This window comes from Halomonas qaidamensis (assembly GCF_025917315.1).
GTDB lineage: Bacteria > Pseudomonadota > Gammaproteobacteria > Pseudomonadales > Halomonadaceae > Vreelandella > Vreelandella qaidamensis.
In genome coordinates this window covers 1,635,939-1,652,242 of sequence record NZ_CP080627.1, presented here as the reverse complement: position 1 = coordinate 1,652,242, position 16,304 = coordinate 1,635,939, and the positions used below count along the sequence as shown (strand labels likewise).

The 16,304-nt window shown below is 50.0% G+C and carries 8 protein-coding genes, 2 tRNA genes and 3 rRNA genes; 1 reads left to right on the top strand and 12 read right to left on the bottom strand.

Features of this window, described 5'->3' with window-relative positions:
• Positions 1-96: 96 nt before the first annotated feature.
• The 7 genes from rrf to msrP all read right to left on the bottom strand — a co-directional run bounded on the left by rrf (position 97) and on the right by msrP (position 7,425).
• Positions 97-212 (bottom strand): 5S ribosomal RNA (gene rrf, locus K1Y77_RS07670).
• A gap of 157 nt (positions 213-369) precedes the next feature.
• Positions 370-3,262: ribosomal RNA gene (locus K1Y77_RS07665) — 23S ribosomal RNA — on the bottom strand.
• Between the two features lie 227 nt (positions 3,263-3,489).
• Positions 3,490-3,565 (bottom strand) — tRNA-Ala (locus K1Y77_RS07660).
• Positions 3,566-3,676: 111 nt separating this feature from the next.
• Positions 3,677-3,753: transfer RNA gene (locus K1Y77_RS07655), tRNA-Ile, on the bottom strand.
• A gap of 87 nt (positions 3,754-3,840) precedes the next feature.
• Positions 3,841-5,373, bottom strand: a 16S ribosomal RNA gene (locus K1Y77_RS07650).
• Together the 16S, 23S and 5S rRNA genes with 2 tRNA genes alongside form the textbook arrangement of a ribosomal RNA operon.
• A gap of 342 nt (positions 5,374-5,715) precedes the next feature.
• On the bottom strand, positions 5,716-6,315 hold the full coding sequence (locus tag K1Y77_RS07645; RefSeq protein WP_264018318.1) for a protein-methionine-sulfoxide reductase heme-binding subunit MsrQ: 600 nt from the start codon (positions 6,313-6,315) through the stop codon (positions 5,716-5,718).
• Positions 6,316-6,456: 141 nt separating this feature from the next.
• Entirely contained in the window at positions 6,457-7,425 is a 969-nt protein-coding gene (msrP, locus tag K1Y77_RS07640; protein WP_264431173.1) for a protein-methionine-sulfoxide reductase catalytic subunit MsrP, read from the bottom strand.
• Positions 7,426-7,899: 474 nt separating this feature from the next.
• Here msrP and K1Y77_RS07635 point away from each other — a divergent pair, with 474 nt between their 5' ends.
• Complete coding sequence (locus K1Y77_RS07635; protein ID WP_030069483.1) at positions 7,900-8,880, top strand: cytochrome-c peroxidase; 981 nt, start codon at positions 7,900-7,902, stop codon at positions 8,878-8,880.
• Between the two features lie 73 nt (positions 8,881-8,953).
• Here the strand turns inward: K1Y77_RS07635 and K1Y77_RS07630 are convergent, their stop codons facing one another.
• The 5 genes from K1Y77_RS07630 to K1Y77_RS07610 form a co-directional block, all read right to left on the bottom strand.
• Positions 8,954-9,946 carry an adenosine deaminase gene (locus tag K1Y77_RS07630; RefSeq protein ID WP_264018320.1) on the bottom strand — a complete coding sequence of 331 codons (993 nt, stop codon included), beginning with the start codon at positions 9,944-9,946 and terminating at the stop codon, positions 8,954-8,956.
• A 15-nt stretch (positions 9,947-9,961) separates the two neighbouring features.
• A complete protein-coding gene (gene cydC / locus K1Y77_RS07625) occupies positions 9,962-11,689 on the bottom strand; it encodes a thiol reductant ABC exporter subunit CydC (RefSeq protein WP_264431171.1) in 1,728 nt (575 codons plus the stop codon).
• Positions 11,686-13,365, bottom strand: a complete 1,680-nt coding sequence (gene cydD / locus K1Y77_RS07620) for a thiol reductant ABC exporter subunit CydD (RefSeq protein WP_264431169.1) — start codon at positions 13,363-13,365, stop codon at positions 11,686-11,688. Before cydD ends, cydC begins: the two co-directional genes overlap by 4 nt.
• Before the next feature lie 178 nt (positions 13,366-13,543).
• A complete protein-coding gene (locus K1Y77_RS07615; protein ID WP_264431167.1) occupies positions 13,544-14,959 on the bottom strand; it encodes a cytochrome ubiquinol oxidase subunit I in 1,416 nt (471 codons plus the stop codon).
• Positions 14,960-15,177: 218 nt separating this feature from the next.
• A complete protein-coding gene (locus tag K1Y77_RS07610; protein WP_030069472.1) occupies positions 15,178-16,152 on the bottom strand; it encodes a calcium/sodium antiporter in 975 nt (324 codons plus the stop codon).
• Positions 16,153-16,304 lie beyond the last annotated feature (152 nt).

Sequence of the window (16,304 nt, the reverse complement as noted above, 5' to 3'; positions counted from 1 at the left end):
CGGGAGGGGGCCACGTTGTTAGAGAAGGCTAGGGGTGTTTTTTCTTTCTGAACGCAAAAAACCCAGCCGGGTGGCTGGGTTTTTTGTTTAATAAGTGCCTGACGATGGCCTACTCTCGCATGGGGAGACCCCACACTACCATCGGCGCTAAGCGGTTTCACTGCTGAGTTCGGCATGGGATCAGGTGGTTCACGCTCGCTATGGTCGTCAGGCGTAACAGGTAATGCATATCATGCTGACAGTGTTTTGTGTCGTCTCTTTTGTCTTAAGCCTGTCGTGTATCACGGTGGGCTTAATCCGCGTATCCGGTTTTCTGAGTGTTGTCACACTCGTTTCGTTATCACTACGACCAGACCCCTTGGGTGTTATAGGGTCAAGCCTCACGGGCCATTAGTACACGTTAGCTCAACGCCTTGCAGCGCTTCCACACCGTGCCTATCAACCAGCTGGTCTCGCTGGGCCCTTCAGGAGGCTCTAGGCCTCAGGGATGTCTCATCTTGAAGGGGGCTTCCCGCTTAGATGCTTTCAGCGGTTATCCCGTCCGCACATAGCTACCCGGCAATGCCACTGGCGTGACAACCGGAACACCAGAGGTGCGTCCACTCCGGTCCTCTCGTACTAGGAGCAGCCCTTCTCAAACATCCAACGCCCACGGCAGATAGGGACCGAACTGTCTCACGACGTTCTAAACCCAGCTCGCGTACCACTTTAAATGGCGAACAGCCATACCCTTGGGACCGACTTCAGCCCCAGGATGTGATGAGCCGACATCGAGGTGCCAAACACCGCCGTCGATGTGAACTCTTGGGCGGTATCAGCCTGTTATCCCCGGAGTACCTTTTATCCGTTGAGCGATGGCCCTTCCATACAGAACCACCGGATCACTAGAACCTGCTTTCGCACCTGCTCGACGTGTCTGTCTCGCAGTCAAGCACCCTTATGCTCTTGCACTCACTGCACGATGTCCGACCGTGCTGAGGGTACCTTCGTGCTCCTCCGTTACTCTTTGGGAGGAGACCGCCCCAGTCAAACTACCCACCACACACTGTCCTCGATCCGGATAACGGACCTGAGTGAGAACGCCAATGATGCCAGGCTGGTATTTCAAGGTTGGCTCCGCTCGAACTGGCGTCCGAGGTTCAAAGCCTCCCAGCTATCCTACACAGGCAACATCAGCGTCCAGTGTGAAGCTATAGTAAAGGTTCACGGGGTCTTTCCGTCTAGCCGCGGGTACACCGCATCTTCACGGCGATTTCAATTTCACTGAGTCTCGGGTGGAGACAGCGTGGCCATCATTACGCCATTCGTGCAGGTCGGAACTTACCCGACAAGGAATTTCGCTACCTTAGGACCGTTATAGTTACGGCCGCCGTTTACCGGGGCTTCAATCAAGAGCTTCGGCCGAAGCCTAACACCATCATTTAACCTTCCGGCACCGGGCAGGCGTCACACCCTATACGTCCGCTTGCGCGTTAGCAGAGTGCTGTGTTTTTACTAAACAGTTGCAGCCACCTGGTATCTTCGACCGGTTCGGGCTTGGAGAGCAAGTCTCGTCACCCTACGCCGGCGTGCCTTCTCCCGAAGTTACGGCACCATTTTGCCTAGTTCCTTCACCCGAGTTCTCTCAAGCGCCTTGGGATTCTCACCCTGACCACCTGTGTCGGTTTGGGGTACGGTCGCACATGATCTGAAGCTTAGAGGCTTTTCCTGGAAGCGTGGCATCAATGACTTCCTGACCGTAGTCAGTTCGTTTCGTGTCTCGGCCTTAGAGCATCCCGGATTTACCTAGGACACCAGCCTACTCACTTTCACCAGGACAACCAACGCCTGGCTCACCTAGCCTTCTCCGTCCCCCCATCGCAATCATGTCCGGTACGGGAATATTGACCCGTTTCCCATCGACTACGCCTTTCGGCCTCGCCTTAGGGGCCGACTCACTCTGCTCCGATTAGCGTCGAACAGAAACCCTTGGTCTTCCGGCGAGGGAGTTTTTCACTCCCTTTATCGTTACTCATGTCAGCATTCGCACTCGTGATACCTCCAGCGAACTTCTCAATTCACCTTCATTGGCTTACACGACGCTCCTCTACCGCTCATCCAGAGGATGAACCCGTAGCTTCGGTACCTGGTTTAGCCCCGTTACATCTTCCGCGCAGGCCGACTCGACTAGTGAGCTATTACGCTTTCTTTAAAGGATGGCTGCTTCTAAGCCAACCTCCTAGCTGTCTGAGCCTTCCCACATCGTTTCCCACTTAACCAGGATTTCGGGACCTTAGCTGACGGTCTGGGTTGTTTCCCTTTTCACGACGGACGTTAGCACCCGCCGTGTGTCTCCCACGCTTGCACTCGCCGGTATTCGGAGTTTGCCTCGGGTTGGTAAGTCGGGATGACCCCCTAGCCGAAACAGTGCTCTACCCCCGGTGGTGATACGTGAGGCGCTACCTAAATAGCTTTCGAGGAGAACCAGCTATCTCCGAGCTTGATTAGCCTTTCACTCCGATCCACAAGTCATCCAAATCTTTTTCAACAGATCCTGGTTCGGGCCTCCAGTTGATGTTACTCAACCTTCACCCTGCTCATGGATAGATCGCTCGGTTTCGGGTCTATATCCAGCGACTGTGTCGCCCAGTTAAGACTCGGTTTCCCTACGGCTCCCCTAAACGGTTAACCTCGCCACTGAATATAAGTCGCTGACCCATTATACAAAAGGTACGCAGTCACAGAACAAGTCTGCTCCTACTGCTTGTACGCACACGGTTTCAGGATCTATTTCACTCCCCTCTCCGGGGTTCTTTTCGCCTTTCCCTCACGGTACTGGTTCACTATCGGTCAGCCAGGAGTATTTAGCCTTGGAGGATGGTCCCCCCGTCTTCAGTCAAGGTTTCTCGTGCCCCGACCTACTCGATTTCACATGATCAGATTTTCGACTACGGGGCTATCACCCGCTGCGGCCGAGCTTCCCAGCTCGTTCGTCTAATCAGTCACATGCTTAAGGGCTGGTCCCCGTTCGCTCGCCGCTACTAGGGGAATCTCGGTTGATTTCTTTTCCTCAGGGTACTTAGATGTTTCAGTTCCCCTGGTTCGCCTCTTACGCCTATATATTCAGCGTAAGATACTCATCTTATGATGAGTGGGTTTCCCCATTCAGAGATGCCCGGGTCACAGGTTGTTTGCCACCTCGCCGAGCCTTATCGCAGGCTACCACGTCTTTCATCGCCTCTGGCTGCCTAGGCATCCACCGTGTGCGCTTCATTGCTTGACCCTATAACCCGAAGGAGTCTGGGGTTCGCAATGATAACGATTGCCGGATACGCTTGAGACGTATCACAAAACAATTACGTATAAACGTTTTAAAACGTTTATGTCAGCATGATATACATTGTTAAAGAGCAGCTGTTCAATGAACAGTGATAAGAAGACGTCTAACGTCGTGCTTATCAATGGTCACGAAACAATCACAAACGGGTCTTACACTTAACGTTAAGATAATGGTGGAGCCAAGCGGGATCGAACCGCTGACCTCCTGCGTGCAAGGCAGGCGCTCTCCCAGCTGAGCTATGGCCCCATTGTTTTTGCTGATCTTACCTCTTGCCATTAATTTCTGTGAGACAAGGCAAGATGCGACGACGTATAGCCTGCTATACGAGGAGCATTTTAACGCCGTATCACAGGAATTTGGTGGGTCTGGGCAGACTTGAACTGCCGACCTCACCCTTATCAGGGGTGCGCTCTAACCAACTGAGCTACAGACCCAAGAGGGGATCGTGCTTAAACCGTTTGCTCTATTATCTGATCAGGTAATTCATTGTGAGCGCTTACCGCGAGGGATGATGCATCGTTTAAGGAGGTGATCCAGCCGCAGGTTCCCCTACGGCTACCTTGTTACGACTTCACCCCAGTCATGAACCACACCGTGGTGATCGCCCTCTTGCGTTAGGCTAACCACTTCTGGTGCAGTCCACTCCCATGGTGTGACGGGCGGTGTGTACAAGGCCCGGGAACGTATTCACCGTGACATTCTGATTCACGATTACTAGCGATTCCGACTTCACGGAGTCGAGTTGCAGACTCCGATCCGGACTGAGACCGGCTTTTCGGGATTAGCTGACTCTCGCGAGCTCGCAACCCTTTGTACCGGCCATTGTAGCACGTGTGTAGCCCTACTCGTAAGGGCCATGATGACTTGACGTCGTCCCCACCTTCCTCCGGTTTGTCACCGGCAGTCTCCTTAGAGTTCCCGGCATTACCCGCTGGCAAATAAGGACAAGGGTTGCGCTCGTTACGGGACTTAACCCAACATTTCACAACACGAGCTGACGACAGCCATGCAGCACCTGTCTCTGCGTTCCCGAAGGCACCAAGTGATCTCTCACAAGTTCGCAGGATGTCAAGAGTAGGTAAGGTTCTTCGCGTTGCATCGAATTAAACCACATGCTCCACCGCTTGTGCGGGCCCCCGTCAATTCATTTGAGTTTTAACCTTGCGGCCGTACTCCCCAGGCGGTCGACTTATCGCGTTAACTTCGCCACAAAGTGCGCTAGGCACCCAACGGCTGGTCGACATCGTTTACGGCGTGGACTACCAGGGTATCTAATCCTGTTTGCTACCCACGCTTTCGCACCTCAGTGTCAGTGTCAGTCCAGAAGGCCGCCTTCGCCACTGGTATTCCTCCCGATCTCTACGCATTTCACCGCTACACCGGGAATTCTACCTTCCTCTCCTGCACTCTAGCTTGACAGTTCCGGATGCCGTTCCCAGGTTGAGCCCGGGGCTTTCACAACCGGCTTATCAAGCCACCTACGCGCGCTTTACGCCCAGTAATTCCGATTAACGCTTGCACCCTCCGTATTACCGCGGCTGCTGGCACGGAGTTAGCCGGTGCTTCTTCTGCGAGTGATGTCTTTCCTAATGGGTATTAACCACTAGGCGTTCTTCCTCGCTGAAAGTGCTTTACAACCCGAAGGCCTTCTTCACACACGCGGCATGGCTGGATCAGGGTTCCCCCCATTGTCCAATATTCCCCACTGCTGCCTCCCGTAGGAGTTCGGGCCGTGTCTCAGTCCCGATGTGGCTGATCATCCTCTCAGACCAGCTACGGATCGTTGCCTTGGTGAGCCATTACCTCACCAACTAGCTAATCCGACATAGGCTCATCCGATAGCGGGAGCCGGAGCCCCCTTTCTCCCGTAGGACGTATGCGGTATTAGCCTGGGTTTCCCCAGGTTATCCCCCACTACCGGGTAGATTCCTATGCATTACTCACCCGTCCGCCGCTCGTCAGCATCTAGCAAGCTAGATCTGTTACCGCTCGACTTGCATGTGTTAGGCCTGCCGCCAGCGTTCAATCTGAGCCATGATCAAACTCTTCAGTTTAAAATCATTGTGATGCTTACTCGTCATCCGACAACATAATGTTGACGAACAACAAAAGCGCATCAAACTTGGCTCAAGGTTCAAACGAATTCATTTCAATTTACATTGTCATGACCGCTTGCCTTGATATTTGGTGATTTATCACCCTCATCGGCAAGCGCCCACATGAATTACCTGATCAAATTGTTAAAGAGCTATCGATTGGCGTCGCCGTTCGATGGATGCGTATCATACCGATATTTTTTTCTCGGTCAACCCCTTCTCGGATATTTTAAACACTATGCATTGTTTGTCGCAGTGTTAGGCATCATTCAAGCATTAGCAGCAGAAGCCGCTTGTTCATTACTGACGATGAATTAGAGCGTCAATCAGGCGAAAAACAACCAAAAACGCTAACACCGAACCGAAAACAAACGGCACCAAATAATCGGCACGAGTAAGCTCCCAAAAGTGGTATATACCCAGCCCAGCTGAGAGATAAATAAAGCGATGCAACCAGTGCCATGCCTTCCAACCCATGTGCTGTGGAAACCATTGAAATGATGTTACAGCCAACGGCACCAACAATAGCAACGCTAAAACGCCATATCTGACATAATGTAACGCCCATATATCATGCCAGATCCACTGCCAATCCCAGTATTGATCCCAGCCAAACCAAGTCAGCATATGCACCACCAGCCAAAAAAAAGCCCATAACCCTATTTGTCGCCGCGCTGCCATAACACCACGCCAACCGGTTAATCTGAACGCGGGACTGAACGCAATGGTAATAAGCAGCAAAACCAGGCCTGTTTTACCGGTAAAATGCACTGCTGCTTCGGCAGGGTTAGCTCCCAAACCGCCATTTACCCACAACCAAGCAAAGATGATTCCAGGCGCTATACCTATACAAAGGACAAAGTAGCGAAACAGTAAAACCTTAGATGAATCAAACAACATTAAGAAACCTTCCTCCCGCTACTTTAGGGCATGCTGTAGAGCGGCACGTTCAGCGCCTGCCGATAGAGCATTTCCCATAATCTTGCTGGCATGCCGTCACTGGTTGCGTATTAAAAAATTGCGGAGGTTCGCTTTTTTAAATCAGTAGTGTTTTTGAAGATCAATCCCAGTGTACAACTGGGCTACTTCATCAGCATAGCCATTAAACATTAGCGTTTCTCTGCGCCCACCTTCTCCAATGCGCCGTTCACGCGCCTGTGACCAGCGTGGATGGTCGACCTCTGGGTTTACATTGGCATAAAAACCGTACTCTTCAGGATTTTTAGCCACCCAAGATGGCGTCGGCTTTTCTTCAAGGGCTCGAATCGCCACTACTGACTTGATGCTTTTGAAACCATACTTCCAAGGCACCACCAAGCGCATAGGAGCCCCATTTTGATTGGGCATTTTTTCCCCATACATACCCACCGCGATCATGGTTAAGGGATGCATTGCCTCATCAATTCTTAACGCTTCACGGTAAGGCCAATCAATCATTGAGCGTCGCTGACCACGTAAGTTATCAGGGTCAAAAATGGATTCAAATTCAATGTAATTAGCGCGTGACGTCAACCCATAATGCGTTAGCAAGTTAGCAAGCGGAAAACCTAACCAAGGGATCACCATTGACCATGTTTCAACACAACGAAGGCGGTAAATTCTTTCTTCCAGCATATAGCGACGGAGTATGTCTTCTAAATAGACGCTAGCTGTATTTTCAAACTCGCCTTCAATGCTGACACGCCACGGGTCTGTTTGAAGCTTGTGACCGTACACTTCGGGATCACTTTTACGAACACCAAATTCGTAAAAATTATTGTAAGTCGTTGCATCATTGACTGAAGTTAGCGACTCACCCTCGGCAAAATCTTGATTACTAACGCCTTGCTGTATTTTATCTGCCAATGTTCGCTGCCATGCACTTGCCGTGTTGGGCATTAACATTCCTGGCGCAAAGCTCATGACAGCACCAAATGCAGCACTGTGTTGAAGGAAACGACGGCGATTTTCAAAAACATGTTTGGGAGTGACTTCTGATTCCGCTATTTTTGGATACCTATATCCCTTCATACATAGCCTTCCGAGGTAATAAAGCTAAATTTTTCAAAAGCATCTAGTTGGCAAATAAATATATAAAATGTAGACCGACTCGAATAACAACTAACAACAGGACAAAATAGACTGATAGCCCTCATAAGCACTCTACCGGGGTTATGCCACATCTCAAGACTGTTCGTGAGGGTATAAAATGATCTATGACACAAATTCTTCTAGTGGATGAAAGGCTCCTCAACATTGAATTTCATATGCATCATACACCCAGAACCTTACTAAAATTTTCAGGTATTGCCCTTAGTTTTCATGACCATACTTAATGTAGACATTAAAATACAACCAGTATCTGATCTAGCTCAAGGTTTCCCTTTTTTGACCTGATCACTGGCTTGTTTTTTAACTGAAATTAATCCTTACTAAGGATTAAGGCTAGCTTAACTAGCCAAGCAACTCTCATTAGAGAGTGATTGAGGCAAGGGGGAGATCCATATGAAAAAAATACTACCCGTCGTAGTGGCCGCTGCCGCCATGGTTCCTATCGGCATGGCAACAGCAGATGACGACTTACAAAGCTACAAAGACCGTTTTGAAGCACTACCACATTTGCCGCCGATACCTGCAAATAACTCAATGACGCCCGAAAAAATTGAACTGGGCAATATGCTGTTTTTTGAGCCGCGCATTTCATCTAGTGGCGTCATCAGCTGCGCTACTTGCCATAACCCAGCATTAGGCTGGGCTGACCGTATTCCGCGCGCCACTGGTCATGACGGCCAAGTGGGTGAACGTAACACACCTACCGTACTAAACAGCGGCTTCTTAGGTTCACAATTCTGGGATGGCCGTGAGCCAGACCTAGAGGGTCAAGCATTAGGCCCCATCGAAGCCGACGTTGAAATGGCGATGGACCTTGAGACTGCGCTTGAGCGACTCACCGAATTCGATCTCTATCAGGAAAAATTTGAAGCGGCTTTCCCCAATGACGAAGAGCCGATCAATGCTGATAACTTGGCGCACTCTCTGGCTACATTTCAGCGCACACTAAACACACCAAACTCGCCTTTTGATCGTTACTTGCATGGCGATGCTGAAGCAATAAGCGACGAGGCCAAAGATGGCATGGTTGCTTTCGTTGATAATGGCTGCATCGCTTGTCACCGTGGACCGGCACTGACAGATAGCCAGTTCCATGCTATTCAGGTGCCTGGCTCTACCGACTTAGGCCGCTTTACTGTTACTGGCGAAGAAAGCGACAAATATCGTTTCAGAACGCCCACCTTACGTAATGTTGCGGTTACTTATCCCTACATGAATAACGGCGCTACTGAGACACTGGAAGAAGCTGTTACCATCATGGGACAAGAAATGCTTGGTCGTGAGTTTGATGAAACTACGGTTAATAACATCACTGCGTTTTTGCATACGCTTACCGGCGACATGCCCGATTTTGAAGTGCCAGCCCTTCCATAAACTGGCTGTTATAAACCTTCGCAATTAATCGTAGTGCCTTGAACCCGCCAAGAACTGGCGGGTTCAAGGTACATTAGGCGCTTTCAAGACGATGCATAAGCTCTTTGCGCCGCTGGTCGCTGGTAAAAGCTTCTTCGATAGCATTTCGATTCAGCAAACGGAAGACATCTGCATCCCAACCAAGTGCATCTGCACAAGCAAGATGGTTAGCTAGCAGCCCGCCACCAAAGTAAGCTGGGTCATCAGAACTAATCGTTACCTTCAACCCCTTTTTAAGCAACTGCGGAAGAGGGTGATTTCGAAGATCATCAACCACTTTTAGACTGACGTTAGAGAGTGGGCAAACCGTTAGTACTATTTGGCTCTCCCTTAGCCGCTCAACCACGATGTCGCTTTCAAGACAACGAACTCCATGGTCAATTCGCTGAACGTCAAGGATATCCAGCGCTTCGGCGATATAGTCAGCAGGTCCCTCCTCTCCTGCATGAGCAACCCGTACTAAGCCAATCTCTTTGGCCCGCTTGAAAAGCGCCTGGAACTTTGCCGGAGGGTTATCACGCTCTGCGCTGTCTAAACCAATAGCATCTATAAACTTCCAGTACGGCGCAGCGTTTTCCAGCACTCGAAGCGCTTCTTCAACAGGACGGTCACGCAAAAAAGCCATAATCATACCGACAGACAAATCAAGCGATGCCTCTGCCTCTTCCTTGGCACGAAGTAAGCCCGCCATCACAACCTCAAGGGGAATGCCACGCTGGAGGTGGGCCTGTGGATCAAAATGCATATCAATATGCACTACCCCTTCCCCACGAGCACGTTGGAAATAATCTATCGCCAGGTCATAAAAATCCTGCTCCGTGCGCAGTACATTCATGCCTTGATAGTAAAGATTCAAAAACCCCTGGAGGTCACTAAATTCATAGGCTGCTTTTGCCTCTTTAACCGTCGCATAAGGAAGCTCAATACCATTTCGCTTGGCAAGCTCAAACATTAGCTCAGGCTCAAGAGAGCCTTCGATGTGCAAATGGAGCTCTACCTTAGGGAGCTGGAGAAGAAATTCATGCATACGAGACTCCTAACATTAGGATAAATTATTTCCAATATTATCAAGAGTATCCGTATTTAACTTCCCCTCAGCAAGTCGCCAGTGATAGTTAACGCCGGGCAATAACGCTGGCTCCTCCACCTGGTGAACAAAATAGATCACTGTTCGGCCAATAAGCCAACGATCCAGGGAGTTAGCAATGTGCATGGCTGTTAATGCATCTACTCCAGCAAAGGGTTCGTCTAAAAGGACCACCGCTGGATCGCGCAATAAAACACGAGCCAGAGCCACTCTACGCGCCTGCCCCCCTGAAAGTTGCTGGCCTTTTTCGCCAACTTGGGTCTTAAGCTGCTTTGGCTGCTGCTTTGCCCAATCATCTAGTGCAACTTGAGAGAGAACTTCCCATAGCTGATCATCGCTTGCCTCTGGCTTTGCAATACGAAGATTTGCTGCTAACGAACCATCAAAAAGATCAACCTGCTGCGTGAGCAGCGTAAAATGTTTGGCGCGGCTTTCCACAGTAACGCCTGAAGGCGCACAGCTGGCAACGTAAACCTCTCCCTGTGAAGCCGATATTCTACCCATAATAAGGTTAGCCAACGTTGACTTGCCTGCTCCAGAGATACCCGTTATCACTGCTCGCTCTCCGGCTGGTAAGTGGAATGTAATATCAGACAGCACCGAGTAAGCTGTATCGGGATAACGAAAAGAAACATTATTAAACGCCACTGGATGCCCACGAGAAGCATCAGGCAAAGTCATCGACGGCAACTCACTCACTATAGTAGTTAGTGTATTTAATCGCCGAGCCGCCCCATAGCTGGCACCGGCTTTAAGAAAGGCATTAGGCAGCGAAGTAAAAACCTCATTGATGCCCAGTACTGCGATAACTGCCATAACAACGATGGGCCCTGCTACCTGACCAGCCGCCACGGTGAAGCTGCCTAGCCATAATACGCCAACTACCAACAAACCAGTTACCGCCAATACGAGCGCATTCCCGATGGCCGATTTATAGGCAAGCTGACGCTGATTACTAAGCGCTTGGTCTTCGTGTTGATTAACCCGCATACGATACCAATCGTTGGTCTGGTAGCTCATTAGCTCAGCCGAGGCTTGTACTTGATCAAGCACCAGACGGCGTAACTCGTCTTGATCATTAACCTGCTGATAGCTATTGCCAAAACCAAGCCACGCATAACCAAGCGTTACCACAAGCCATAGCACACTTAATACGGCGGCTATTAAACTGCCCAACAAAGGCAACCAAATAGCGATGAAGCCAGATATAACAAGTATGCTTAACAGACCAGCAACCGGTGGAATTAGCAAACGTAGATACAAGTTATCAAGCGTATCAATATCTGACGTCAAGCGACTTAGCCATTCACTGGCTCGGCGGCGCTTTAGAGCTGCTTCATCCAGTCGTGTTAAATCACTAAACACGCGGTAGCGCAAATCAGCTAACAATGTCAGTACAGTATTATGGTTATAAAGACGCTCCGCGTAACGCGCCACCGTTCGTAACAGTGCAAAAAAACGAATCCCCCCACCAGGAACATAAATATCCAAAGTAGCAGGCAAACCAGCCGCTAGCGCTATGCCGGCCAGCGCACAGGCGGTAATGAACCAACCCGACAGTCCTAATAAGGAAAGCCCTGCCAGCAGCGTTATCCACACCAATAACGCCCCAACAAAAAAACGCAGCCGGCGGCGCAATAATATCAGTAGCCACGGCTTTATATCGCGATAAAGTTGCTTCATACCGCCGCCTCAATAAGCTGACCTGCTTGGCAGATAAAATGGCGATTAGCAACGGCTACCACTGCAGGATGATGTGTTGCAATAACTAGCGTACGACCTTCCTTTGCCCAATCTAACAGCGCTTGAATGACAGCCTGCTCAGTAACAGCATCTAGGCTTGCCGTTGGCTCATCTAACAACACCAGCGGTGCTTCGCTAAGGTATACACGCGCCAATGTAAGGCGTTGCGCTTGACCACCAGACAGGCCAACACCACGCTCACCTACCTGGCTTTGTAGGCCATCAGGCAACTGTGACAACAGCTCACCCAGCCCCGCTCGTTGCAGTGCTCGGACCATTGACGCTTGATCCGCCCCAGGGGCGGCTAAGCGCAAGTTGTCGGCAAGGCTTCCCTGAATGATGCAAGGGGTTTGATCCAGCCAGGCGACTTGCCCACCATGGCGATAGCGGCATTCGCCGCTGCTGGGCATCATAAAACCAGCCATTAATGCTATAAGGGATGATTTACCGCTCCCCGACTCACCAGTGATCGCCACCACATCACCACGCCATATGGTGGCATCAAGAGCGGCCAATACCGTGGCACGCCCCTCATACCCGATGCCAGCTTGGCAAAGCTCAATGACTGCATCCTCAGCATGCGGCGGCGATGGGGCTGAAGGCACTAGATCTTGTTCGTTAAGTACCGCTACTACACTTTCAGCTGCCCCTAATGCTGCCGCGCGATCATGATAATGTTGGGATAGCGTTCGTAAAGGCTGGAAAAACTCTGGTGCTAGCAGCAAAACGGCTAGCCCAGTAAAGAGGGTTAGAGAAGAAGATGGCCCATAGTCGATATAGCCTAACAGGCCAAAGCCGACATACATTGCTACAACAGCAATTGCTACGGATGCAAAAAACTCAAGCACTGCTGATGATAAAAACGCTAATCGCAGTGTGCGCATACTTAGTCGTCGATAATCATCAGTGGCATACCAAACCTCTTTTTGTGCTGATTTGGTATGGCCAAACAACTGGAGCGTCGTCATTCCCCTGACCCGATCTACAAAGTGGGCTGACAAACGCGAAACGGCCATGAATTGATCACGATTCAAGCGTTCAGCGCCCATTCCCACCAACGCCATAAAAAGAGGAATAAGCGGCGCTGAAAGCAATAAAAAGAGGGCTACAAGATAGTCCAACCATCCAACAATGCAAAGAATCAGCAACGGTAATGCGACCACAATCCTCATCTGCGGATAAAAACGCGCGAAATAGCCGTCTAACGCTTCAATATGCTCTACCGCCTGAGTCGCTATCGCGCCACTCTGTTGGCGAGTAAGCCAAACTGGCCCAAGCGCCGCTACTTTATTTAACAACTCCTCCCGCGCATGCTGACGGATACGAAGACTTGCCTCTGCACTATTGGCTTCTTGCATTGCTTGAAATAGTGAGCGAAGCAGCACCACCGCCATCAACCCAAGGAAAAAAACGGTTAGCGATGCTGGCGAGCGGCCATGAATAACGAGCTGATCGACGAGCCACGCCAGCCCCACCACAAGTAGCACCGTATGACTACCCGCCAGTACCCCCCATATCGCTGCTAGCGTAAGTTTTTTTTGCTCATGCCGAGCGAGGGAATTCAACCATGAGCGCGAAGTTATCGGCATTACCTGATCTATATTAGATGTCACCATCACGTTAACGGCACTCCTCACTTATGGTCGCGCCTTGCCAAGAATGGATACACCTAAGACAAATACAACCACAGGAGAACGCCTATCAAACCAGACACACTTAGTCATCATGTTTTGCTTCCGTTTCAAATGGACGTGACAGGTATCATCATTAACGTTCGAGCAGACACTCCAATCGTTAACTCCTTGCCGGGTCAACATCCTCATCAAAAGGCGTATGCGCTGCGGAAAAGGGCCGCATCGGACGTTTGAAATTTTCTGACGTAGTTTCCCGCTTATCTTCAGGCAACATACCGTTGCGCACCACGCGTGTGAGGTAATAAATACCAGCGTAAAACACCACCGCATAGACCAGCACATAGCCGACCAACGTAAACAGCGCCATTGGTCCAGTAAGTGACGGCGTTAAACCTTCCGCATGAGTCATAATGCCGTATACCAACCAAGGCGCCCGTCCGGACTCAGTGACAACCCAACCTGCCAGCACTGCCACAAAAGGCATGGGTATCATGCAGACTAATGCTTTCAAGTAGGCCGAATGCTGATACACCCGTCCTTTACGCCGCATAAGTAAACCAACCAGCGCGGTGGCAATCATTAGCAACCCTATTCCCACCATCACACGAAATGCCCAGAACACGATGAGAACCGGTGGCTGCTCATTTGGTGCCACTTCTGTAATACCAGGAATCTCGCCTTCGGGTGAATGAGTAAGAATAATGCTGGCTAGATTTGGAATACCCAGTTCAAAGTGATTTTTTTGTGCTTCCTGATCAGGAATTGCAAACAACAGGAGGGGCACATTCGCTGAGGTTTCCCAATGGCCCTCCATTGCTGCAACTTTTGTTGGCTGATGCTCTAAGGTATTGAGGCCGTGAAAATCACCCACCACAGCCTGCGCCGGGGCGAGAAACAGTAGTAACCATAAACACATCGACAACGCTCGGCGGTTAGCCTCTAGATCGCGACCACGAAGCAAGAACCAAGCACTTACACCAGCCACCACAAAACCGCCGGTTAAAAATGATGCCATAGCCATATGGGCAAAACGGTAGGGGAAGGACGGATTAAAAATTGCCTGTAGCCATGAGGTCACATGAAAGCGGTTATCAATTAACTCCACCCCGGCTGGCGTGTGCATCCAGCTGTTTGCCGACAAAATCCAGAAAGAGGAAATAAAGGTGCCTACCGCTACCATAATGGCTGCAAATAAGTGGACGCCCTGAGGCACTTTACCGCGCCCAAATAACAGCACACCAAGAAAGGCCGCTTCCAAGAAGAAAGCTGTCACAACTTCATAGCTTAATACCGGACCTAGAAAATTTGACGCCGCTTGCGAAAAGTTACTCCAGTTGGTGCCGAACTGAAACGACATGACAATGCCAGACACCACTCCCATGCCAAAGACAACCGCAAACACCTTTGTCCAGAACAGCGATAGACGATCCCAAGCAGGGTTATTGGTTTTGAAGAAAAGCCCATGGAGTAGCGCTATGTAAGAAGCTAGACCAATGGTGAAAACTGGAAAGATCGCGTGAAATGATACTACGAAGGCAAACTGAATTCGTGATAGCACGAGGGGATCAAGTTCCATCACACTCTCCTAAGACCTGAATAAGTATCCCATTACTGGGTCACACAAGCTTAGTTGAGCATCGCTGGTGCTGCTTTTAAGTGCTAAACCTGATGACAGCGACACGGCTCCAAGCTTGGTCATTGAATGTGTTGCAAGTTGACGTTGTGACAAACGTTATACACCGCTAGTTCTTTTTACAGACTGTGTCGCATTGACGCAGTAAATTATCGGCGGGGCTAAGACATCACCACAATGCTGACCATATAGCCGGTATAAGCAATAAACATAGAGAACAGCATGCCGCCTTCAATACGGTTTATACGCCGTGGGCGACCGCGCCAAGAAAACGCGAAAAACACCATCATCAAGGTCATGAAGGTCATAACACTCCAATCGCGAATTAACACTTCACGCCCCACTTCAATTGGAGTGATGACGCCGGCAAGGCCTACCACTGCCAAGCTATTAAATAAATTAGAACCGACTACATTACCCAACACCATATCATGCTCTTTGCGCCGTAAAGCGCTAATAGAAGATGCAAGCTCTGGTAAGGATGTTCCTATTGCTACGACGGTTAAGCCAATAATTAAGTCACTAACCCCAAACGCTACCGCTATTTCGACCGCTCCCCACACTAAGATGCGCGAGCTTGCGATCAACAGTATCAACCCAATTAACGTCCACATAATCGCTTTGCCACGCGACATGGCCTTACTATCAAGCGCCTCTGCTACTTCACCGACTAGCGGATCATCTTGCTGTCCCCGTGAACGAACAATACTAACCCCAATAAAGAGCGCCAGCGCACCTAGCAATAAGATGGCTTCTCCGCGAGAAATCCAACCGTCATATAGCATATAACCTGTCAGCAGCATGACACCTATCAACAGTGGCATCTCCTTGCGGATCACGCCGGAATGCACCGCTAAAGGAGCAATCAACGCAACAAAACCTAAAACAAGGCCAATATTTGCGATATTTGAACCGTAGGCGTTACCTACCGCTAAACCAGGATTTCCTTGTATGGCCGCTAACACAGACACCATCATTTCGGGTGCAGAGGTGCCAAAACCAATCACCAGCATGCCAATTAACAAAGGCGATAGCCCTAACCATCGGGAGGTAGCTGCGGCGCCATCAATAAATTTTTCAGCGCTCCATACAAGCAGCACCAAACCCACGACCACAGCAAAAAAAGGCAGCAACATTATTTCATTTCCTTAATAACGTAATGTTAGGCACTATCATCAGGCACCATTGCCGAGGCATCCTTGTCTAACTGGTTGGTTAGGTCAAGTGCTGTTTTAATGGAGCGAAGACACTCCTCGATTTGACAGAAGTATCTGCCCACCGTACTACT

What these genes read in the sequence shown, in the direction of transcription:
- K1Y77_RS07610 (WP_030069472.1), bottom strand. Translation starts at nt 16,152, where the DNA reads ATGTTGCTGCCTTTTTTTGCTGTGGTCGTGGGTTTGGTGCTGCTTGTA.
- cydD (WP_264431169.1), bottom strand. Translation starts at nt 13,365, where the DNA reads ATGGTGACATCTAATATAGATCAGGTAATGCCGATAACTTCGCGCTCA.
- K1Y77_RS07635 (WP_030069483.1), top strand. Translation starts at nt 7,900, where the DNA reads ATGAAAAAAATACTACCCGTCGTAGTGGCCGCTGCCGCCATGGTTCCT.
- msrP (WP_264431173.1), bottom strand. Translation starts at nt 7,425, where the DNA reads ATGAAGGGATATAGGTATCCAAAAATAGCGGAATCAGAAGTCACTCCC.
- cydC (WP_264431171.1), bottom strand. Translation starts at nt 11,689, where the DNA reads ATGAAGCAACTTTATCGCGATATAAAGCCGTGGCTACTGATATTATTG.
- K1Y77_RS07615 (WP_264431167.1), bottom strand. Translation starts at nt 14,959, where the DNA reads ATGGAACTTGATCCCCTCGTGCTATCACGAATTCAGTTTGCCTTCGTA.
- K1Y77_RS07645 (WP_264018318.1), bottom strand. Translation starts at nt 6,315, where the DNA reads ATGTTGTTTGATTCATCTAAGGTTTTACTGTTTCGCTACTTTGTCCTT.
- K1Y77_RS07630 (WP_264018320.1), bottom strand. Translation starts at nt 9,946, where the DNA reads ATGCATGAATTTCTTCTCCAGCTCCCTAAGGTAGAGCTCCATTTGCAC.